Below are 19,017 nucleotides of genomic sequence, written 5' to 3' on the forward strand. Positions count from 1 at the left end.
GGGGCTTTCTCATGGCCGGCGACCAGGCCCGAACCGCGCGGTCTCTTCTGTCAGGCAGAAATCAGCGCGTCCGCTCGTTTCGCGACGATCGCGCGCAAGCTGATGCCAAGCCAGCGCCAATTCGATGAGTCGCTGCCGGTCTGGACCTTCGGATGCCGCGGCGCGCTTCATCGCAGCCTCGGCCTCGTGCTGTGGGTCGTAGGGCGTACACATGCGACCAATTTTAGCCGGCCGATAAGGACAAGTGCGTGGCAATTTCGTCCGTATGATTGCGGAGGACGAAAGTCGGGCCTTCGCGCAACCCAACACGATGTTACCGGAATGGAATTTGCGCGCAAAGAGAGCCGTGTTGGCAGATACGCGAAGACCGGCCGCGACGGAATCGATCGGGCCGGTCTTCGTATTCTGTGTACTCGGTCCGGCGAGCCCTAGCGACCCGTCGAGTTGTTCGGACCCGTCGCCGGTTGTGACGGATTTTGTCCGCTTGGCAACAAGGTGTTGCCGGACGGGTTGATCGTCGTGTTCATCCCGCCTGTGGCGCCGGTTGCGCCGCCCGTCCCTGTCCCGGTCGTCGTTCCGCTGGTGCCGGATGACACGCCGCCGGACGTCCCGACGCCGCCCGGGGACGCGCCTGTCGAAGCACCGCCGCCAGCAGAGCCGCCGGCACCTTGTGCAAAAGCAGCCGTCGACGAAACGGCCAACGCAAGCCCCAGGGTGATCGCTGCAAGTTTCATGAAATAATCCTCTGATCGTTTGCTCGCAGAGGGGCTAAACGCGCCGCCGCGCGATCGTTCTAAACGCCGCGCGCACAAAGCAGTGAGACCAGGTTTCATTGCCGTGAAATTGCAATCACAGCCGGGTTCCGGTTCGTCTAAACCCGCGCGCAACGCAACGAGGCGGGCACCGGGCCCGCCTCATCCATCATTCACATCGGCTCTTGCGCGAGAGAAGTTCAGTAGCAGGCGCGGGGATCGGTCTGCACATATTGGCCGCTGGGATAGCGGTAATAGCAATTGCCCTGGGCCAGATAGTAGCCGGGGCGCGACGCGGCGGTGGCGCCGGCGATGGCGCCGGTCGCACCGCCGATCACGGCGCCTGCGGCCGCACCCGAGGCGTTGCCAGAAATCAGGCCACCCAGCAGGCCGCCGACGATGGCTCCGCCGAGCGCACTGGCGCCGGGATCCGCGGGCGGCGGTGGAGGCGGCGGAGGTTCGTAGGCGACCGGCGGTCCCGGCGGCGCATAGGCCACCGGCACGTCGTCGATATAGTCTTCGGAGATGTAGGCAGGCGGGCCCTCCATCCGCTGCGGATAATAGTACCAGACGCCGCCGACGTCCCACCACCAGCCGGCGCGGCCGTTGTGGACCTCGTGGCGCCAGCGTCCGCCGTCCCAGGCCAGATTGCCGCGATAGGAGTGACCGCCCCAATCGTGCATGGGCGCCGGACCGCGCGCCATGGCACGATGTGGTCCCGGGGATGGCCCACCGGCATTGCGCGGGCCAGGGCCATGCGGGCCGGGACCTGCTCCGGATGCAGGAGCCACATGGGCCTGCCCGCCCGGCTGAGGCCCGGTCCGCCCTGCCTGCGGCGGAGGGCCTTTGCGCGGCGCACCGGCATCCTGCCCTGGCGGCTGGCCAGCTCCCTTCGGCGGCGCTGCGTCCTGCGCTTGCGCGGACATCGCCAGCAACGATATGGCCGAAACCATGGGAATAATGATCTTCATGCGGCTGAACGCACTCATCGGTGCCTACCCCCTCAACTTTCGCAAATCGCCGTGGTCCAAGCGCCATAGACGATTCGGATCGCGCCCGGCCGGTGCCGGCTGACATAACTGACCTGCCGAGTCGGCTGGGTCCCGCAGCAGACGTTTGAGATCGCGGCAATTTTTGGGCCCTGCGAACCGAGCGGGTCTAGCGTGCCGGCTCGATCACATTGCAATTGCTGCGCCCCGACATCACGCAATCCTGCATCTTGCTGGCGGCAGTGAGGTCGCGGGCGAGCCACAGGCCGACGGCCAGAATGACCGCAGCGATGATCAGGCCCGCGATCGCCCCGCGACGACTGTCGCCGGATTGCGGTCTCGGCGAATGGTTGGACTTGGAAGGCCTAGAACGCTTGGATTCGGGCTCGGACATGGGGACGCTATCGCTTGGTGAGGCGGTTTACCACCTGTGCGGCCACGCGTCACATCCCGCGCGATTCCTGGCCCTCACCCGCTCGTCGGACGCCTCAGCGCTTCCTTGCGCAGGCTCTCGACCGCCGGGGCGGCGTGCTGAGTGCGCGGCGCGCAGCTCGTCAGGATGAACGCGGTCTGGGTGCACTCCCATGCAGCCCCGAGAGCGGTGCTCTCGATCGGTTGTGGGCGGGCGGCCAACAGCACCGCACCCGCGACAACCGCTGCCGTGGCCGTGATTGCAAGGGCCTTCAGGCTCAGCCGGAAAATAATCATGCCCGTGCTCCGTCTCTCGCTGGGCGGACGCTAGGCGCCGCCGCTGGGTGCCCTTATGAGGGGCATCACAATTCGGCAGTTTTTCCGGGCTACGAAGGATCGGCTGGATAAGCGATTTCGTTGACCTGATCGGCTGCGATTATGGGTGGCTTCGCGGCGCGCGGCGATGTACACGCTTCTGCGTCGCGTGGCGCCTGCTTGTGCCCAGCCGACGTACCAACAGCAGTGATGTAGGATCGAAAGCGAGGATGACAAGGTTCGTTAAATGAGTTTCAGGGAACCAGGATTCTCCGACCGGCAAAAGGCCGCTCAGGAAGCACGCAAAAATCTTTTGAACAAATTCAAGTCGCAGCCGGGGCACGACGACCCTGCGGTCGCGGCACGTCGTGCCGAGCGCGAGGCGCTTGCGGCCAAGCGCGCCGAAGTAAAGGCTGCGCGCGAGGCTGAAAAGGCCGAGCAGAAGCGCATCGCGGAAGAAGCTGCTGCCGCGGAGGCGGCGCGGATCGCCCGGGAGGCGGAAGAAGCGATCGCCAGGCAGGCTGAGCTGGAAGCCGAGCAGAAGGCGAAGCGCGACGCCCGCTACGCCGCGCGCAAGGCCAAGCGGAAGTAACGCATCACGTTCAATTGAATTTGAGCCGAGACATCACGTTGGGGGCGGCCGATATGCCGCCCCGGAACGTTCGTAAACGCCTGGCTTCCCTAAACGCGGCGACGCCGGTGGAAGATCAGTTCTTCTTCATCATCCCGTCGTCTTTCTTCATTCCGTCTTTCGACATCGTGTCCTTCTTCATGCCGTCGCCCTTGGACATGGTGTCTTTCTTCATGCCGTCCTTGGACATCGTGTCCTTCTTCATCATGCCGTCGTCCTTGCCCATCTTGTCCTGAGCGAAGGCGGCCGGCGACAGCGCGAGGCCAAGCGAGAGTGCGGCAGCGGAGACGCCGAGCACGATGCGGGTGCGAATGGTCATGAGAAATAATCCCTTCGAGATGGTGTATGTCAGCGACGTGTGCCGCTACACAATCTCGACGGATCGACGCCCGTTCTTGTTACGCCAGGCTGTAGATTTTTTCGGATGGGGCGCGTCTCGCGCGATCCTCGCCCGAGACGCAGCCTTCACGATTGAAACAGGGAGGCCCGGTGTGCAGCGCAGCAAGGCCAGCCCTTGCCGCGGCATTCCGTCTCGAACTATCAGATTGAGAGAACTCGACGTCGAAGACCGGCTAGGATGGGCCCTCACGCCGGTCTCATGACCCGCCCAGATCACGTCAAACAAGAACCGCTTCGAAGAACCGCTCAAGGGATCATCCATGTTCACGCGCCGTCATCTGCTCGCGACCGCAGTCGCCGCACCCGCCATCTTGCGCTTCGGCCTCGGCACCGCGCACGCCGCAACCACGCTGAAAATCTCGCACCAATTTCCGGGCGGCACCATCGACAAGGGCGATTTCCGCGACCGGCTCTGCCGCATGTTCGCTGCCGAAGTTGCGAAGCGCAGCAATGGCGACATCGCAGCCGAGATCTATCCGAACTCTTCGCTGATCAAGACCAACGCGCAGTTCTCCGCGATGCGCAAGGGCGCGCTCGACATCTCGCTCTATCCGATGCCCTATGCCGGCGGCGAATTGCCGGAGACCAATATCGGCCTGATGCCGGGCCTCGTCACCACCTACGACCAGGGCATGCGCTGGAAGAAGGAGCCGGTCGGCAAGGCGCTGACGGACTTCCTCGCCGACAAGGGCATCATCCTCCTGAGCTGGGTCTGGCAGGCGGGCGGCGTTGCCAGCCGCTCCAAGGCGATCATATCGCCTGAAGACGCCAAGGGCATGAAGGTGCGCGGCGGCTCGCGCGAGATGGACATGGTGCTGCAGACCGCCGGCGCCTCGGTGCTGTCGGTGCCCTCGAACGAAATCTACGCGGCGATGCAGACCGGCGCGTGCGACGCCGGCATCACGTCCTCCACCAGCCTGATCTCGTTCCGCCTCGAAGAGGTCGCGAAATCGCTGACCTCGGGCGCCGGCGCCTCCTACTGGTTCATGCTCGAGCCGCTGATGATGTCGAAGGCGATCTTCGACAAGCTGCCGAAGAACCAGCAGAACATCCTCCTCGCCGTCGGCGAGGAGTTGGAGGCCTTCGGCCGCAAGGGCGCGCAGGATGACGACGTCGAGGTCGCCAAGGTCTATGAGAAGGCCGGCGCAAAGGTGAGCGCGCTCGATGCCGCCACCGTCGGCAAATGGCGCGACATCGCCCGCGACACCGCGTGGAAGGATTATGGCGCCAAGACTGCGACCGCTGCGAACCTGCTCAAGCTCGCCTCCGACGTCGCCGCATGAGCCACGGTCCGTTTCCGGATCGTGAGGACACGAACAATGTTGCCGCAAGGACCGGCCTTGCGGCAGCGCTTGATCGTGGCCTCGCCATCCTCAATGGCATGATCGTCGTTCTCGCCGCGCTGGCGCTGGTCGCGGCTTGCGCCATCCTGAGCTATAGCGTGCTCAGCCGCGCGCTGTTCAAGGCCGCCAATTACTGGCAGGACGAGGCCGCCGTGTTCCTGCTGGTCGGCGCCACCTTCATGACGGCGGCGTACGTGCAGCAGAACCGCGGCCATATCGGCATCGAGGCCTTTGTCGGCCTGCTGTCACCGCAGGCGAACAGGATCAGACTCTGGTTGGTCGATGCCTTGACGCTCCTGTTCTGCGCGTTCTTCACCTGGAAATCCTGGACGCTGACGCATGAAGCTTACGTCGACGGCCAGGTCTCGAACTCGATGTGGTCGCCGCCGCTCGCCATTCCCTATTCCCTGATGGCGCTCGGCATGAGCCTCCTCTGCATCCAGATCCTCGTGCAGTTGGCGCTGCCATTCGCGGGAGCCAGGCGTCCATGAGCGTTTTCGGCATCGGTATCGCTTACGGCGTCGCGACGCTGGTCGTGATGTTTTCGGGCATGCCCATCGCGTTCGCGCTGGGTGCGGTCGCGGTCGTGTTCATGGGCATCTATATGCCTTCGGCCTCGCTCGACACGGTGACGCAGAACGTCTACGAGGAAATGGCCTCGATCACGCTGCTCTCGATCCCGCTCTTCATCCTGAAGGGCGCGGCGATCGGCAAGTCGCGCGCCGGCCAGGATCTCTACTCGGCACTGCACGCCTGGCTGCACCGGGTGCCCGGCGGCCTGGGCGTCGCCAACGTCTTCGCCTGTGCGCTGTTTGCGGCGATGGCGGGCTCCTCGCCCGCGACCTGCTCGGCCATCGGCTCGGCCGGCATTCCCGAGATGCGCAAGCGCGGCTATTCCGGCGGCTTTGCTGCAGGCATCATCGCGGCCGGCGGCACGCTCGGCATCCTGCTGCCACCGTCGATCACCATGATCCTGTTTGCGGTCGCTGCTGAAAAGTCGCTGGGACGGCTGTTTCTCGCCGGCATCGGCCCTGGCCTGCTGCTGGTCTCGCTGTTCGGCGGCTACGCCGTGGTCCGCTTCCGGCAGGAATATGCCGCGGCCGAAGCCGCTTACAAGACAGGGGGGCCGCAAGCGGCTATCCTGACCCGTGACGAGTACACGCTGGCCGAACGCTTCAACGTGCTGCCGCGCGTGATGCCGTTCGTGCTGCTGCTCACCGGCGTCATGGCTGCACTCTATGGCGGTTACGCCACCCCGTCGGAGACGGCCGGCCTCGGCGGGCTTCTCGCCTTGGGGCTGATCGCTGCGATCTACGGCGTCTGGCGGCCGAGCGACCTTGCGCCCATCATGAAATCGACCATCCGGGAATCGACCATGCTGATGATGATCATCGGCATGTCGCTGCTCTATTCCTACGTGATGAGCTATCTGCACATCTCGCAATCGGCGGCCGAATCCGTCGTCGCGATGCACCTGCCGCGCTGGGGGCTGCTGTTTGCGATCCTCGTCATGGTGGTCGTGCTCGGCTTCTTCCTGCCGCCGGTCTCGATCATTCTCATGACCGCGCCGATCATCCTGCCGCCGTTACGAGCCGCCAATTTCGACATCATCTGGTTTGGCGTGGTCATGACCATCGTCATGGAGATGGGGCTGATCCATCCACCCGTCGGCCTCAACATCTTCGTCATCCGCAACGTCGCGCCTGATATTTCGCTGAGCGAGGTGATCTGGGGCACGCTGCCGTTCGTGCTGTTGATGATGGGCGCGGTGTTGCTGCTGTGTCTGGTGCCGGAGATCTCGACCTGGCTGCCGGACCTGGTGATGGGGCCGGACGGGAGCCGGTGACGCTCTTTCCATCGCTGGGTCAGGCGACAATTCGCTTCTTCTTCGCGTTCAGCGCCGTCGCCACCCGGCTCACAGGCGGTTTGCCAAGCACGGGGCCCATCGCATTGGTCGCGGCCAGCAGCTTCTCCATATCGACGCCGGTCTTCACCCCCATGCCCTCGAGCATATAAACGACATCCTCGGTCGCAACATTCCCCGTCGCCCCCGGTGCATAGGGGCAGCCGCCGAGCCCGCCCGCTGCGGCATCGATGACGCGGACCCCCTCCTCCAGGCCGGCATAGAGATTGGCGAGCGCCTGGCCGTAGGTGTCGTGGAAATGCATCGCAAGCTTCGCCGCGGGAATGTTGGCGGCCACCGCGCGCAGCATCTCCTTGGCTCTATCAGGCGTGCCGACGCCGATGGTGTCGCCGAGTGAAATTTCGTAGCAGCCGAGATCCCACAGCGTCACAGCAAGGTCGGCGACGGCCTTCGGTCTGATCTCGCCATCGAAGGGACAGCCTAGCACGCAGGAGACATAGCCGCGCACCTTCACGCCGTCGGCCTTGGCGCGCGCCAGCACCGGCTTGAACCGCTCGATCGACTCCGCGACCGTGCAGTTGATGTTGGCCCGCGAGAAGCCCTCTGAGGCCGCCGCGAACACGGAAACCACCTTGGCGCCGGCGGCTCGCGCGGCGTCGTAGCCCTTCTCGTTCGGCACCAGCACGTGGAATTCGGCGCCGCTCACGTGCGCAACGCCGCGCAGCACGGCATCGGAGCTTGCCATCTGCGGGATCGCCTTGGGCGAGACGAAGGCGCCGACCTCGACGGTGTCGAGCCCGGCTGCGACCAGCGCCTCGATGAAGGCGATGCGGGCCGCGACGCTGACTGGTGTCTTCTCGTTCTGGAGGCCATCGCGCGGCCCCATCTCGATGATGCGGACGGGATCGCTCATGTCACTCTCCCCAAGTTATTCTTCCCAAGTTATTCTTCCCAAGTCACCCTTCCGAGGCCTCGACCACGGCGAGCTCGACACCTTCCTGGACGATGTCGCCGACCTCGCACTTGATGGACTTCAGCACCCCGGCATAAGGCGCGCGCAGCGTCTGCTCCATCTTCATCACTTCCAGGGTGAGGATCGGCGCGCCCTTCTCGAGCCTTGCGCCCTCCTCGGCCAGCACGGCGACGACGGTGCCCGGCAAGGGAGCTGCGATCTTGTCCGCGCCGGTCTGCTCCTCGGTCTCGCCGCCGAACGGATCGACCCAGTGCAGATCGAAACGGCCGTTGCGTGTGCGCAGATACAGCTCGTGCCCGGAGATCACCGCTGCGACCGAGGTTTTGACGTCATCCAGCGTCAGATCAAGGCCGCCGTCTTTTGGCGCAACGGTGAACGCCAGCTCGCGATCGCCGATGACCAGCGTCGACAACCCGTTGCCGTAGTTCAGCGCGATCTTCTGCTCGGGCCCGTGCCCGACGCGGAAGGCAAAGCTGCGCCGGCGGCGGCCGACCGGCTGCCAGCCAAAGGTCTGCCAGGGTGAGCTCGGCTCGCTTTGCGCAACCTGCCGTTCTTCATTGACGATCGCAGCCACTGCCGCGCAAAGCTCGAGCTCGCCGGGCGCCGGCGAAGCCTGGGTCAGCGCCGCCAGTTCGCGCTCGATGAAGCCGGTATCGATCGCATTCGCCCGCAGCTTCGGGTGCGTGATCAGCGCCGACAGGAACGGGATATTGGTGACGATGCCGCGGACGTCGGAGTCCTCCAGGCCGCGGTTGAGCCGGTCGATCGCCACATCGCGCGTCGGCGCCCACGCGATCATCTTGGCCAGCATGGCGTCGTAATACGGCGAGACTGTATCGCCTTCCCGATAGCCGGCGTCGATGCGCAAGCCACCGGTCTCCGCCGGGAGCCGCCAGGTCGAGATTTTGCCGACCGACGGCATGAAGCTCCTGGTCGGGTTCTCCGCATAAACCCGCGCCTCGACGGCGTGGCCCTTGAGCTTGACTTCGTCCTGCTTCAGCGGCAGCGCCTCGCCGAAGGCGACGCGCAGCTGCCATTCGACGAGATCGATGCCCGTGATCAACTCGGTCACGGGGTGCTCGACCTGGAGACGTGTGTTCATTTCGATGAAGAACACGTCCCTGCCGTCGGAGACGAATTCGATGGTGCCGGCACCGACATAGTTGACCGCGCCCGCCGCCTTTCGCGCGGCGGCGCAGACCGTCTCGCGCTGGGCGGCATTGAGCGTCGGCGATGGCGCCTCCTCGATCACCTTCTGGTGGCGACGCTGCAGCGTGCATTCGCGCTCGAACAGCGACAGCAGATTGCCGTGGCTGTCGCCGATGATCTGCACCTCGATATGCCGGGGATTGTCGACATATTTCTCGATGAGCATGCGGTCGTCGCCGAACGCAGCCTTGGCTTCGCGCTTCGCACTGACGATCGCAGGCGCAAGCTCAGCCGCCGAGCGCACGATGCGCATGCCGCGGCCGCCGCCGCCGGCGGATGCCTTCACCAGGATCGGAAAGCCGATCTTGTCGGCGGCCTTCGACAGCGTCGCATCGTCCTGGGCCTCGCCGTGATAGCCCGGCACAAGCGGCACGCCGGCTCTCTCCATCAGCGCCTTCGAGCCCGATTTCGAACCCATCGCCGTCATCATTTCCGCGGTCGGGCCGACGAAGACCAGGCCCGCATCAAAGCAGGCCTGCGCGAATTCGGCATTCTCAGACAGGAAGCCGTAGCCGGGATGCACGGCCTCGGCGCCCGTCTTGCGCGCGGCCTCGATCAGCCGCTCGACATTGAGATAGCTGTCGCGGGCGCGCGCGGGCCCGAGCAGCACGGCCTCGTCGGCGAGCGCGACGTGCATGGCATCGCGGTCGGCCTCGGAATAGACGGCGACTGTGCGCAGCCCCATCGCCCGGGCGGTGCGGATGACGCGGCAGGCGATCTCGCCCCGGTTGGCGATCAGGAGCGTGCGGAAACGGCGGTAGAGCTTCGAACGGTCCATCGCATCACATCCTGAACAGGCCGAACTTGGTCGGCTCGATCGGCGCATTCGACGCCGCCGAAAGGCCGAGGCCGAGCACGAGGCGCGTGTCGGCCGGGTCGATCACGCCGTCGTCCCAAAGGCGCGCGGTCGCGTAATACGGATGCCCCTGGCTCTCATATTGCGCGCGAATGGGCTCGCGAAATTTATCCTCCGCTTCCTTCGACCAGCTATCGCCATTGGCCTCGATGTTGTCGCGGCGGACCTGGCTCAGCACCATGGATGCCTGCTCGCCGCCCATCACCGAGATGCGCGCATTCGGCCACATCCAGAGGAAGCGCGGTGAGTAGGCACGGCCGCACATGCCGTAATTGCCGGCGCCGTAGGAGCCACCGATCACCACGGTGAACTTCGGCACCGAGGCGGTTGCGACCGCCGTCACCAGCTTGGCGCCGTCGCGCGCGATGCCGCCGGCCTCGTATTTCTTGCCGACCATGAAACCGGTGATGTTCTGTAGAAACACCAGGGGAATGCCGCGCTGGCAGCACAGCTCGATGAAATGCGCGCCCTTCAGCGAGCTCTCACTGAAGAGAATGCCGTTGTTGGCGATGATGCCGACCGGATAGCCCCAGATATGGGCGAAGCCGCAGACCAGCGTGGTGCCGTACAGCTTCTTGAACTCGTCGAACTCGGAACCGTCGACAACGCGGGCGATGATGTCGCGTACGTCGAACGGCTTGCGGCCGTCGACGGGCACCACGCCGTAGATCTCCTCCGCCGCAAACAGCGGATCGCGCGGCTTATGCATGTTGAGGTTCGGCTTGGCCTGCGGCTTCAACGTGCCGACGATGCGACGGGCGATCCCGATCGCGTGCGCGTCGTTCTGGGCGTAGTGATCGGTCACGCCGGATTGCCGCGAATGCACATCTGCGCCGCCGAGCTCTTCCGCACTGACGACCTCGCCGGTCGCGGCCTTCACCAGCGGCGGGCCGCCGAGGAAGATGGTGCCCTGATTGCGCACGATGATGCTCTCGTCCGACATCGCAGGCACATAGGCGCCGCCGGCGGTGCAGGAGCCCATCACGATGGCGATCTGAGGGATGCCCTGCGACGACATCTGCGCCTGGTTGTAGAAGATGCGGCCGAAATGCCGCTCGTCCGGAAAGATCTCGTCCTGCAGGGGCAGGAAAGCACCGCCGGAATCGACCATGTAGACGCAGGGCAGATTGTTCTGCCGCGCAATGTCCTGCGCGCGCAGATGCTTCTTCACGGTCATGGGGTAATAGGTGCCGCCCTTGATGGTGGCGTCGTTGGCGACAACGACGCATTCACGGCCCGAGATGCGCCCCACACCCGTGACGATGCTGGCCGAATGCACGTCGCCGCCATAGAGACCGTGGGCCGCCAGCGGCGACAGCTCCAGGAACGAGCTCCCGGGATCAAGCAGCAGGTCGACGCGCTCGCGCGCCAGCATCTTGCCGCGCGCGGTATGGCGGTTGCGCGAGGCTTCGCCGCCGCCACCGGCAACCTGGCCGAGTTTTTCGCGCAAGTCCGCGACGAGTGCGCGCATGGCATCGGCGTTGCGCGCGAAATCGGATGACGATGGATCGATGCTGGAATGCAGCGGCATGGGGTCCCGCGTTTGCTGTGAATGGGTTGCGTGGAGGATCTAAGCGGTTTCCGACATCAGCTCGCGGCCGATCAGCATGCGGCGCACCTCGGACGTGCCCGCCCCGATCTCGTAGAGCTTGGCGTCGCGCCAGAGTCGGCCGACCGGAAATTCGGACGTATAGCCGACGCCGCCCAGTGCCTGGATCGCTTCGCCCGCCATCCACGTCGCCTTCTCCGCGGAATAGAGGATTGCGGCGGCGGAATCCTTGCGCAGCGTGCGTGCATGATCGGCACGGTCACAGGCCCGGCCCACCGCATAGACATAGGCGCGCGTGGCCTGCCAGGTCGCATACATGTCGGCGAGCTTGCCCTGCATCAGCTGGAAGTCGCCGATCGGCTGGCCGAACTGTTTGCGCTCGTGCATGTAGGGCACCACCGCATCCATGCACGCCGCCATGATGCCGAGCGGGCCGCCCGAGAGCACCGCGCGCTCATAGTCGAGGCCGGACATCAGCACCTTGACGCCCTCGCCCACCTTGCCCAGCACGTTCTCCTCCGGCACCTCGCAGTCGTCGAAGAACAGCGGATAGGTGTTGGAGCCACGCATGCCGAGCTTGTCGAGATGCTGGCCGTGGGTGAAGCCCTTGAAGCCCTTCTCGATCAGGAACGCCGTCATGCCGCGCGGGCCGGCCTCGGGATCGGTCTTGGCGTAGACCACCAGCACGTCGGCATCGCCGCCATTGGTGATCCACATCTTCGAGCCATTCAGCACATAGCGGTCGCCGCGCTTGTCGGCGCGCAGCTTCATCGAGACGACGTCGGAGCCGGCGCCGGGCTCGGACATCGCGAGCGCCCCGACATTCTCGCCGGAGATCAGCTTCGGCAGATAGCGCTGGCGCTGCGCGTCATTGCCGTTGCGGCGGATCTGGTTGACGCAGAGGTTGGAATGCGCGCCGTAGGACAGCCCGACGGCGGCCGAGCCGCGCGAAATCTCCTCCATAGCGACGATATGGGCGAGATAGCCCATGTTGGAGCCGCCATATTGCTCGGGCGCGGTCATGCCGAGCACGCCAAGCTCGCCGAGGCGCTTCCAGAGGTCCGCCGGGAACAGGTTGGCCTTCTCGATGTCAGCGGCGCGCGGGGCGATCTCGGCCTCCACGAAGGCGCGCAACGTGTCGCGCAGCATGCTGATGTCTTCGCCCAGATCGAAATCGATGCTCGGGATGTTCAAGGCGATTCCTCCTAGATCTTGTCGGGCTCGAACCTACCCCCGCCCGGGCGTTCTGGCGGTCGAAAAGGTTGCATTTTCCGCCAAGTTTGGCGAGGATTTTCCAAAGGACTTGCAATGCCTTTCCAAGCCGCGACCGCTACGCCCCGCCGTGCCATGACGCCCGCAGCCTTTGTCCGGGGTGTGGTCGCTGCCTATGTCCGCTACGAGCGGGATCCGGCCGAGGCGCTGAGCAAAGGCCAGGTCCTGCCCGACCTCGTGGGATCGCCCGACGGGCGGGTCACGGCGGCGCAGTTCGAGGCGCTCGCCGGCCACGCGATGCGCGAGCTCGACGACGAGGCGCTTGGCTGGTTCTCGCGCAGGCTGCCGTGGGGCACCTACGGCATGCTGTGCCGCGCCTCCATCACCGCGCCCACTCTCGAGGTCGCGCTGAAGCGCTGGTGCCGGCATCACCGCCTGCTGACGGAAGACGTGTTGTTCGAGCTCGGGGTCAGCGGCGAGACCGCGACCATCTCCCTTCAAGAGCAGCGCGATCTCGGAGCTTTGCGCGAATTCTGTCTCGTCACCCTGCTCCGCTACGTGCTCGGCTTCTCCTGCTGGGCCGTGGATTCGGCGATCGCACTGCGCGCGGCGGAATTTCCCTATTCCGAGCCGGTCCATGTCTCGGTCTATCCGACCATCTTCTGCAAGCATGTCCGCTTCGATGCGGAGGCGGCCCGCATCGTGTTCGACAGGCATTATCTCTCGCTGCCGCTGGCCCGCAGTGCCGCCGATCTCGACAACATGCTCAAGGGCGCGCTGCGCCTGACCGTGCTGCCCTATCGGCGCGATCGATTGCTGGTCGAGCGCGTCAGGCGCGTGCTGCGCGAGGCGCGCGGACGCATTTTGGGCGCGGACGATGTCGCCGGCGAGCTCGCCCTGTCCACCCGCACCATGCACCGCCGTCTGCGCGAGGAGGCAACCTCGCTGCGTGATCTGAAGGAGGAAGCCAAGCTCGAGTTCGCCAAGCAGGAGCTGATGCGCGGTCGCACCCCGATCAAGCGGATCGCGGAGATCGCCGGCTTCCGCAACGAAAAAAGCTTCTCGCGGGCCTTCCGGACCTGGACCGGCGCCAGCCCGCGCGAGTTTCGCGGCCGGTACCGCTAGAGGCCCGCCGCCGCCGAATTCAGACGCGAGCACCCTCATCCTGCCGGCGCCGCCGCAACAATCTCCTGCACCGGCAGCGGCACGTCCTTGGCGACCCCCAGCACGGGAAAGCTGCGGACGTTCTTCACGTTGGGCATGGCGGCGAAATGCAACAACTGCTGCCGCATGCTCTCGACGCTGGGTGCCACGCATCTGAGCAGATAGTCGGTGTCGCCCGAAATGCGCCAGCACTGCTGGATGCGCGGGATCGCCGCGATCGACCCCTCGAACGCCTCGAGCACCGGCTGGGCCTGGCTGCCGAGCTGGATCGAGACGAACGACACCACCTCATAGCCGAGCAGCCGCTCGTCGATCACGGCCCGCACCGCGCGGATCACGCCGCGGCTGAACAGCGACTTCAGCCGCCGCAGGCAGTTCGGCGGGGACACGCCGACGCGCAGCGCCAGCTGGTTGTTGCGGACGCGCCCGTCCTGCTGCAGTTCGGATAGGATCTTCAGATCGATGCCGTCGAGCTGGTGTCGCGCGGCCATCCCCCACCTCGTCATGGTCGTGTCATGCGGACCAGCGAAGCACGTGGCCGGTGGGGTGCCAAGTGCTCTTCCGAGAGCCGACCGAAAGCAAAGCCTCTCAGTGGGTCCAGGGCTCACCGCGCCGGAACGAGAAATTGTCTGCATACGCGACCTGGCGGTGCAGGGATTCCTTGGGCTCGATCACCTGGTAGGCGATCCCCTTGCGCTCGCAATAGGCAACCGCCTCGTCCTTGGTGTGGAAGCGCAACGTGATCTGCTGCTTCATGTCGCCGGACGAGGTCCAGCCCATCAGCGGCTCGACCGCGCGCGGCTGCTCCGGCTCGTAGTCGAGCTGCCATTCCTTGGTCTTGGACCGGCCGGATTGCATCGCGTTCTTGGCGGGCTTGAAAATGCGTGCGGTCATTGGCGGTCCGGCCTCTTCGTCTTTTCGTTCGATTTCAATGCGTCACGGTAGCGATTGGTGGAAACCGCGGGCATAGTATAGAGACACCTTTCGGGAACTGATCGGTGATTCCGGGGCCCCGGCTTTCTCACCCTCGGGTATAGTCATTATGCTGCACTGTGACAATTGCGTACCCGCCCGCCGCCCGGGAATCCCGCCCGGCGGCCCAGCTTCGCCGATCTCAGCGTACCCGCCTCCTTCGAAAGCTCCCGTCGCATGGCCTTCCTGAACATCAACGCCACGCTCCCCGAGAAGGGCCGTGACCTCAGGCTCGACCTGTTTCGCGGCGTCGCCAACTGGGCGATCTTCCTCGACCACATCCCTGACAATGTCGTGAACTGGATCACGACACGCAATTACGGCTTTTCCGACGCGGCTGATCTGTTCGTCTTCATCTCCGGCTACACGGCGTCGTTCGTCTATGCGCGAATGATGCTGGAGCGCGGCTTCATCGTCGGCGCGACGCGCCTGACCAAGCGGGTCTGGCAGCTCTACGTCGCCCACATCATCCTGTTTGTCATCTACATCGCCTCGATCAGCTATCTGGCGCTGCGCTTCGGCGATTCCGAGATGATCAACGAGTTCAATGTCGCCGGTCTCGTCGACAATGCCACCGAAACGCTGCGCCAGGGCCTGTTCCTGCGCTTCAAGCCGCTCAATCTCGACGTGCTGCCGCTCTACATCGTGCTGATGGGGCTGTTTCCGCCGGTGCTGTGGTTCATGCTGCGCAAGCCCGACCTGACCATGGTGCTGTCCATCATCCTTTGGCTGACCGCGCGTCACTTCAGCCTGAACCTGAATGCCTATCCGGCCGGCCAGTGGTACTTCAACCCCTATTGCTGGCAGGTGCTGTTCGTGTTCGGCGCCTGGTGTGCGATGGGCGGCGCGCGCCGCTCCGGCAGGCTGATCAATTCACCGGTCACGATATGGCTTTGCTTCGGCTATCTGGCGTTCGCACTGGTCATGACCATGGCGGGTCGCTTCCCCGCCCTTGGCGGCATGATGCCGGAATGGCTGTTCTCGGCCTTCAACCCGAACGATAAGACCAACCTCGCGCCCTACCGCTTCATCCACTTCGTGGTCATCGTGATCCTGGTGATACGCTTCGTACCGAAGGACTGGCCGGGGCTGGAGTGGAAGATCTTCGATCCGGTGATCGTGTGTGGCCAGCAATCGCTCGCGGTGTTCTGCGTCGGCGTATTCCTGTCCTTTGTCGGCCATTTCGAGCTGTCGATGAGCTCGGGCTCGCTGTTCGCGCAGCTCTTCGTGTCCATCGCCGGCATCGCGATCATGACGACGGTCGCCTATTACATCTCCTGGTCGAAGCGGCAGGACAAGCCGCTGAAGCCACCGCCGGCAAAACCGGCGGCCGCTCCGCCTGCAAGGGCCGCCTGAGCCAGGTTGCGGCTCAGGCCGCAGCCTCGCCGTCATATTCGGTGAATTTCCTGTAGATCCAGTCGCGCCCGTCGTGACGGCGCCAGACCTTGCAATAGACGAGCTGCCCGTTGATCGAGCGGCGCGGCACGATCACGGTCCAGAGGTGCCAGATCTCGGCCCAGTTCGACTGTGGATCGACGGTTCGGACATTGCGATCGAAGGACATGACGCAGAACTCACAAATACGATCGCCGCGACGAACTGTGACCTTGTGTGAGCGTGAATTGCAGCAGCCCGTCGCGAGCCGGAAGCGGTTTGATAACAGCTGCCCTGGTCGCTGCAATACCCGATCGGCTTTAACCTAACCAATCAACCTTACCCCTCGTGGGTAAGTCGTGAGACCGCTTGAAAGGCGGCGCCGACCTTTCTAGGATGCACGCGTGAATTGAATATGAGCGTGCCGTTCTGGGGTGCGGGAAATATTGATTGAAATCGCTTTTTGAAAAGACTTGCCGGCGGGGGCCACCACAATGAATTTGCAGTGCGCATATCTGCGCTTGGCGGTGCGATCAACGCCGCCTGTTCCGGTCGTCACGACGTCCGTTCAGGGGCCGGCCGGAGCCGCGAACGACAATCGCTTGGCGTGGCCGTTTCTACCATTTCCACGCGGCTGGTACGCATCGAATTGATTTGCCGAAAAAGCGCAACGCCGCGCAACCGGACTATCATCGGAATGCGCCAACACCGATATGTCCATGGCCAGGCCTAAAAGAACGGTTGCTCGAGCAATTTGGTGCGGGACGGGCAACCCGGCGCCAGGAGCCGCGCGGCCGACTCCAGGCCGTCGGCGGACTGGCTTTCATTCAACCCTGATGCCATTTGGCCGGCGCAACGGTGACGCGGGGCGAGGTCAATCTTCGTCGTAGTAACCGCGACGTTGACGGCCATAGTAGTAGCCCTGCCGTCCCTGCTGAAACTGGGGCGGCACCGTGCCTGTCGGGTAGCATTGGCCATCCCGGCTATCGATGTCAGCGCCATTGCCGCAAGGAACGGGACCGGCATAAGCGCCGTATCGTCCATGTCGACCGTATCGTCGCGCGGCCTGATATTGCGGGGGTATCACCCCGTTCGGGTAACAGTGGCCGTAGATGTCGATGTCATAACCGTTTCCGCAGTAGCCAACCTGCACGATCGGGGCGTGGTTTTGGATGGCGGGTGGTTCGCTCTGGATCGCTGCGGGCGTCCCGAGCTGGACGGCAAGGATTGCCGCGGCTGCGGCGCTGGTCAGTGGCATGTTCACTCCTCCCATGGCTTGCAGGAACCAACGCGGTGAAGCTCCGGTCGGTTTCCTTGGAAGGTAATCGATTTTGGCACAGGACAGGCGCGTTCACCGGCTATTCATCTCCAGCAGCGCGGGGAATCGGCCGGCTCAAACCACTCCACTGACGCCCGGCCGTCCGCTGCTGGATCAGCTTCGACCGATGAGGGTCGCTAATGTTGAAGCCGTCGGTGCGACCGGCGACTTGCAACACAGCTGGCTCGGCGTGCGGAACGGGACGAGCTACAGCGTGTCCTGGTTAGGAACCGAGCTGTCCAAATCAGTCCATTTTTTGTTTTTTCTCGTCGATGTCCTGCCAAAGGAGCGCAGCCAACGAGCCAATTCCTTATGCCGCATTTCGAATGGTCGGGCGAGAAGGTACGCCACGATGTTCGACGATAGTACGGCAGTCCAAAACCAGGCCGGACCACGCGCACTTGGCATCGTCGTAATGATCGCGGCCATGATGGTGTGATGTATCAGATAAAGGGTGAACGAATAATCGGCTGCGATCCTGACCACACGCACTGATCCGGCCTCGTTCGTCCACTGCGTCATGGCGATCAGGGATCCTATGACTGCGACCAGAGCGAAGTAGGTCGCCATGTTGTACTCGCGACCCGGTGTGACCATCCAAAAGTAAGCGGCGCCGGCGGCGAGCAACGCCAACACCGACAAGAAGGCTGGCGGCACATAGCAGCGAAAAAACAAATAGAGAGCAGCGCCACCGAGCCAGAGCGCGAACAAGCCAGTTCCGCCACCGCCCTCCTGAAACGCACCGAAAAGAAGGTGGAAAGGCGTTTGGCCAAAAAACAGCGCCACCGGAATCAGAAGGAGCCAGGGTCCGCGCCCTTTAAGCAGAAAAAATACGGCGCCCACCAGCATGTAAATGTGCCATTCGATCGCGAGCGTCCAAAGCGGGGCTGCTGATCCGAACGTTGCCCATTGCAAATGGGACGGTCCATAAATGCCACGATAACCTTCGAGCATCGCGAGATTTGCGACAAATGTTTTCAGATTGTAGTTGCGTTCTATGGTGATCTCGCCGGTGAGCCAGATCGTGACCGCGTCCACCACGATGATGAGAACAAGAGCGGGGATCAGCGCGGAATAGATGCGCGCGAAACGATCGATAAAGTAGTCAAGGAAACTGTATTCCGGGCGAGCCGCGTTGGTGATCAGAGTCGCGGTTATCCAAAAACCGGACATGACAAAAAACAGCAGGACGCCGACGTTTTGGATGTAGGGAGACGCCGGAGGCTTGAGCCAGTTGCCGACACTGAAGAAAACGAGACCGTGACCCACACACACCATTTGAGCCGCGAGTGCCCTCAGGGCATCGAGGGCAACAGATGTGTCTGTACTGCCGCGATCGAGACTGAACTTACGCATTTTCAACCGTTGGTCCCGCCGGCACAGGCAGCAGTCATCAAATGCAGCCGACCACAATTTCCTCGTGCGGGAAGCTTATGGCCGGGGTCAAGCGCGCCGTCCAGAGGGGAAGCTGCCAAGGCCCCTTGAAAGCGTGCGGCGTGTCGCTCCGGCAGGTTTTCCTACTCCAGACGGCCGTGGCCCTCCCGCTGCGGGCCTGGGAAAGTCCCAATTCCCATCATGCGCAACGTCATCAGCCATTTCCCCGGGCGCAATCCCGCCCCTGCTGAGCAATCCTCATGCCAGACCGGCACAAGCGCTGATCGAGAACGTCCGGCCCTTCCAAGTTCG

Annotated in this window: 20 protein-coding genes; 6 read left to right on the forward strand and 14 right to left on the reverse strand. The window is 64.0% G+C overall.

The features are described from left to right. Positions 1 to 428: 428 nt before the first annotated feature. The 4 genes from ACVWZ4_RS30135 to ACVWZ4_RS30150 form a co-directional block, all read right to left on the reverse strand. Positions 429 to 734 carry a hypothetical protein gene (locus ACVWZ4_RS30135; RefSeq protein WP_456703515.1) on the reverse strand — a complete coding sequence of 102 codons (306 nt, stop codon included), beginning with the start codon at positions 732 to 734 and terminating at the stop codon, positions 429 to 431. A gap of 218 nt (positions 735 to 952) precedes the next feature. Beyond that, positions 953 to 1,741, reverse strand: a complete 789-nt coding sequence (locus ACVWZ4_RS30140; RefSeq protein WP_456741765.1) for a hypothetical protein — start codon at positions 1,739 to 1,741, stop codon at positions 953 to 955. Positions 1,742 to 1,910: 169 nt separating this feature from the next. Continuing rightward, a complete protein-coding gene (locus ACVWZ4_RS30145) occupies positions 1,911 to 2,135 on the reverse strand; it encodes a hypothetical protein (RefSeq protein ID WP_456741766.1) in 225 nt (74 codons plus the stop codon). Positions 2,136 to 2,209: 74 nt separating this feature from the next. Continuing rightward, positions 2,210 to 2,449, reverse strand: a complete 240-nt coding sequence (locus ACVWZ4_RS30150; protein ID WP_456703512.1) for a hypothetical protein — start codon at positions 2,447 to 2,449, stop codon at positions 2,210 to 2,212. A gap of 265 nt (positions 2,450 to 2,714) precedes the next feature. On the opposite strand from ACVWZ4_RS30150, the gene ACVWZ4_RS30155 reads away from it, so the two are divergent. Continuing rightward, positions 2,715 to 3,059 (forward strand): DUF6481 family protein, encoded by a 345-nt coding sequence (locus ACVWZ4_RS30155; protein ID WP_092232811.1) that lies wholly within the window; start codon positions 2,715 to 2,717, stop codon positions 3,057 to 3,059. A gap of 115 nt (positions 3,060 to 3,174) precedes the next feature. On the opposite strand, the gene ACVWZ4_RS30160 is transcribed toward ACVWZ4_RS30155, so the two are convergent. After that, positions 3,175 to 3,417: a pentapeptide MXKDX repeat protein gene (locus ACVWZ4_RS30160; RefSeq protein WP_092232808.1), complete on the reverse strand. Its 243-nt coding sequence runs from the start codon at positions 3,415 to 3,417 to the stop codon at positions 3,175 to 3,177. A gap of 340 nt (positions 3,418 to 3,757) precedes the next feature. Here ACVWZ4_RS30160 and ACVWZ4_RS30165 point away from each other — a divergent pair, with 340 nt between their 5' ends. Genes ACVWZ4_RS30165 through ACVWZ4_RS30175 form a run of 3 tightly spaced genes read left to right on the forward strand, consistent with a single transcriptional unit; the run spans position 3,758 to position 6,686 of the window. Beyond that, a complete protein-coding gene (locus ACVWZ4_RS30165; protein WP_456703511.1) occupies positions 3,758 to 4,780 on the forward strand; it encodes a TRAP transporter substrate-binding protein in 1,023 nt (340 codons plus the stop codon). Continuing rightward, positions 4,777 to 5,331: a TRAP transporter small permease gene (locus ACVWZ4_RS30170; RefSeq protein ID WP_456735072.1), complete on the forward strand. Its 555-nt coding sequence runs from the start codon at positions 4,777 to 4,779 to the stop codon at positions 5,329 to 5,331. The genes ACVWZ4_RS30165 and ACVWZ4_RS30170 overlap by 4 nt, the downstream gene beginning before the upstream one ends. After that, positions 5,328 to 6,686, forward strand: coding sequence for a TRAP transporter large permease (locus ACVWZ4_RS30175; RefSeq protein WP_456703509.1), 1,359 nt, complete (start codon positions 5,328 to 5,330; stop codon positions 6,684 to 6,686). The genes ACVWZ4_RS30170 and ACVWZ4_RS30175 overlap by 4 nt, the downstream gene beginning before the upstream one ends. Positions 6,687 to 6,705: 19 nt before the next feature. Here ACVWZ4_RS30175 and ACVWZ4_RS30180 read toward each other — a convergent pair whose 3' ends face one another. Genes ACVWZ4_RS30180 through ACVWZ4_RS30195 form a run of 4 tightly spaced genes read right to left on the reverse strand, consistent with a single transcriptional unit; the run spans position 6,706 to position 12,440 of the window. Next, positions 6,706 to 7,617 carry a hydroxymethylglutaryl-CoA lyase gene (locus ACVWZ4_RS30180; protein ID WP_456741767.1) on the reverse strand — a complete coding sequence of 304 codons (912 nt, stop codon included), beginning with the start codon at positions 7,615 to 7,617 and terminating at the stop codon, positions 6,706 to 6,708. Between the two features lie 43 nt (positions 7,618 to 7,660). After that, on the reverse strand, positions 7,661 to 9,664 hold the full coding sequence (locus ACVWZ4_RS30185) for an acetyl/propionyl/methylcrotonyl-CoA carboxylase subunit alpha (protein WP_456735070.1): 2,004 nt from the start codon (positions 9,662 to 9,664) through the stop codon (positions 7,661 to 7,663). A gap of 4 nt (positions 9,665 to 9,668) precedes the next feature. After that, on the reverse strand, positions 9,669 to 11,273 hold the full coding sequence (locus ACVWZ4_RS30190) for a carboxyl transferase domain-containing protein (protein WP_456741768.1): 1,605 nt from the start codon (positions 11,271 to 11,273) through the stop codon (positions 9,669 to 9,671). Between the two features lie 39 nt (positions 11,274 to 11,312). Next, positions 11,313 to 12,440 carry an isovaleryl-CoA dehydrogenase gene (locus ACVWZ4_RS30195; RefSeq protein WP_456738171.1) on the reverse strand — a complete coding sequence of 376 codons (1,128 nt, stop codon included), beginning with the start codon at positions 12,438 to 12,440 and terminating at the stop codon, positions 11,313 to 11,315. A gap of 159 nt (positions 12,441 to 12,599) precedes the next feature. Between ACVWZ4_RS30195 and ACVWZ4_RS30200 the strand changes: the two genes are divergently transcribed. Beyond that, entirely contained in the window at positions 12,600 to 13,628 is a 1,029-nt protein-coding gene (locus ACVWZ4_RS30200) for an AraC family transcriptional regulator (RefSeq protein ID WP_456741769.1), read from the forward strand. A gap of 35 nt (positions 13,629 to 13,663) precedes the next feature. Here ACVWZ4_RS30200 and ACVWZ4_RS30205 read toward each other — a convergent pair whose 3' ends face one another. Then, the gene (locus ACVWZ4_RS30205; protein ID WP_456703504.1) at positions 13,664 to 14,158 is read right to left on the reverse strand and encodes an Lrp/AsnC family transcriptional regulator; all 495 of its coding nucleotides are present in this window, start codon (positions 14,156 to 14,158) and stop codon (positions 13,664 to 13,666) included. A 97-nt stretch (positions 14,159 to 14,255) separates the two neighbouring features. Then, positions 14,256 to 14,561, reverse strand: a complete 306-nt coding sequence (locus tag ACVWZ4_RS30210) for an ETC complex I subunit (RefSeq protein ID WP_057754809.1) — start codon at positions 14,559 to 14,561, stop codon at positions 14,256 to 14,258. 255 nt (positions 14,562 to 14,816) lie between these two features. On the opposite strand from ACVWZ4_RS30210, the gene ACVWZ4_RS30215 reads away from it, so the two are divergent. Then, positions 14,817 to 15,995: an OpgC domain-containing protein gene (locus ACVWZ4_RS30215; RefSeq protein WP_456741770.1), complete on the forward strand. Its 1,179-nt coding sequence runs from the start codon at positions 14,817 to 14,819 to the stop codon at positions 15,993 to 15,995. 13 nt (positions 15,996 to 16,008) lie between these two features. Here ACVWZ4_RS30215 and ACVWZ4_RS30220 read toward each other — a convergent pair whose 3' ends face one another. The 3 genes from ACVWZ4_RS30220 to ACVWZ4_RS30230 all read right to left on the reverse strand — a co-directional run bounded on the left by ACVWZ4_RS30220 (position 16,009) and on the right by ACVWZ4_RS30230 (position 18,687). Continuing rightward, positions 16,009 to 16,203: a hypothetical protein gene (locus ACVWZ4_RS30220; RefSeq protein WP_456790424.1), complete on the reverse strand. Its 195-nt coding sequence runs from the start codon at positions 16,201 to 16,203 to the stop codon at positions 16,009 to 16,011. A 684-nt stretch (positions 16,204 to 16,887) separates the two neighbouring features. Beyond that, complete coding sequence (locus ACVWZ4_RS30225; protein ID WP_456703500.1) at positions 16,888 to 17,271, reverse strand: hypothetical protein; 384 nt, start codon at positions 17,269 to 17,271, stop codon at positions 16,888 to 16,890. A gap of 267 nt (positions 17,272 to 17,538) precedes the next feature. Beyond that, a complete protein-coding gene (locus tag ACVWZ4_RS30230; protein ID WP_456705279.1) occupies positions 17,539 to 18,687 on the reverse strand; it encodes an acyltransferase family protein in 1,149 nt (382 codons plus the stop codon). Positions 18,688 to 19,017 lie beyond the last annotated feature (330 nt).

The sequence above is a fragment of the Bradyrhizobium sp. USDA 4472 genome, from assembly GCF_054058595.1.

What these genes read in the sequence shown, in the direction of transcription:
- ACVWZ4_RS30135 (WP_456703515.1), bottom strand. Translation starts at nt 734, where the DNA reads ATGAAACTTGCAGCGATCACCCTGGGGCTTGCGTTGGCCGTTTCGTCG.
- ACVWZ4_RS30140 (WP_456741765.1), bottom strand. Translation starts at nt 1,741, where the DNA reads ATGAGTGCGTTCAGCCGCATGAAGATCATTATTCCCATGGTTTCGGCC.
- ACVWZ4_RS30145 (WP_456741766.1), bottom strand. Translation starts at nt 2,135, where the DNA reads ATGTCCGAGCCCGAATCCAAGCGTTCTAGGCCTTCCAAGTCCAACCAT.
- ACVWZ4_RS30150 (WP_456703512.1), bottom strand. Translation starts at nt 2,449, where the DNA reads ATGATTATTTTCCGGCTGAGCCTGAAGGCCCTTGCAATCACGGCCACG.
- ACVWZ4_RS30155 (WP_092232811.1), top strand. Translation starts at nt 2,715, where the DNA reads ATGAGTTTCAGGGAACCAGGATTCTCCGACCGGCAAAAGGCCGCTCAG.
- ACVWZ4_RS30160 (WP_092232808.1), bottom strand. Translation starts at nt 3,417, where the DNA reads ATGACCATTCGCACCCGCATCGTGCTCGGCGTCTCCGCTGCCGCACTC.
- ACVWZ4_RS30165 (WP_456703511.1), top strand. Translation starts at nt 3,758, where the DNA reads ATGTTCACGCGCCGTCATCTGCTCGCGACCGCAGTCGCCGCACCCGCC.
- ACVWZ4_RS30170 (WP_456735072.1), top strand. Translation starts at nt 4,777, where the DNA reads ATGAGCCACGGTCCGTTTCCGGATCGTGAGGACACGAACAATGTTGCC.
- ACVWZ4_RS30175 (WP_456703509.1), top strand. Translation starts at nt 5,328, where the DNA reads ATGAGCGTTTTCGGCATCGGTATCGCTTACGGCGTCGCGACGCTGGTC.
- ACVWZ4_RS30180 (WP_456741767.1), bottom strand. Translation starts at nt 7,617, where the DNA reads ATGAGCGATCCCGTCCGCATCATCGAGATGGGGCCGCGCGATGGCCTC.
- ACVWZ4_RS30185 (WP_456735070.1), bottom strand. Translation starts at nt 9,664, where the DNA reads ATGGACCGTTCGAAGCTCTACCGCCGTTTCCGCACGCTCCTGATCGCC.
- ACVWZ4_RS30190 (WP_456741768.1), bottom strand. Translation starts at nt 11,273, where the DNA reads ATGCCGCTGCATTCCAGCATCGATCCATCGTCATCCGATTTCGCGCGC.
- ACVWZ4_RS30195 (WP_456738171.1), bottom strand. Translation starts at nt 12,440, where the DNA reads ATGCTGCGCGACACGTTGCGCGCCTTCGTGGAGGCCGAGATCGCCCCG.
- ACVWZ4_RS30200 (WP_456741769.1), top strand. Translation starts at nt 12,600, where the DNA reads ATGCCTTTCCAAGCCGCGACCGCTACGCCCCGCCGTGCCATGACGCCC.
- ACVWZ4_RS30205 (WP_456703504.1), bottom strand. Translation starts at nt 14,158, where the DNA reads ATGGCCGCGCGACACCAGCTCGACGGCATCGATCTGAAGATCCTATCC.
- ACVWZ4_RS30210 (WP_057754809.1), bottom strand. Translation starts at nt 14,561, where the DNA reads ATGACCGCACGCATTTTCAAGCCCGCCAAGAACGCGATGCAATCCGGC.
- ACVWZ4_RS30215 (WP_456741770.1), top strand. Translation starts at nt 14,817, where the DNA reads ATGGCCTTCCTGAACATCAACGCCACGCTCCCCGAGAAGGGCCGTGAC.
- ACVWZ4_RS30220 (WP_456790424.1), bottom strand. Translation starts at nt 16,203, where the DNA reads ATGTCCTTCGATCGCAATGTCCGAACCGTCGATCCACAGTCGAACTGG.
- ACVWZ4_RS30225 (WP_456703500.1), bottom strand. Translation starts at nt 17,271, where the DNA reads ATGCCACTGACCAGCGCCGCAGCCGCGGCAATCCTTGCCGTCCAGCTC.
- ACVWZ4_RS30230 (WP_456705279.1), bottom strand. Translation starts at nt 18,687, where the DNA reads ATGCGTAAGTTCAGTCTCGATCGCGGCAGTACAGACACATCTGTTGCC.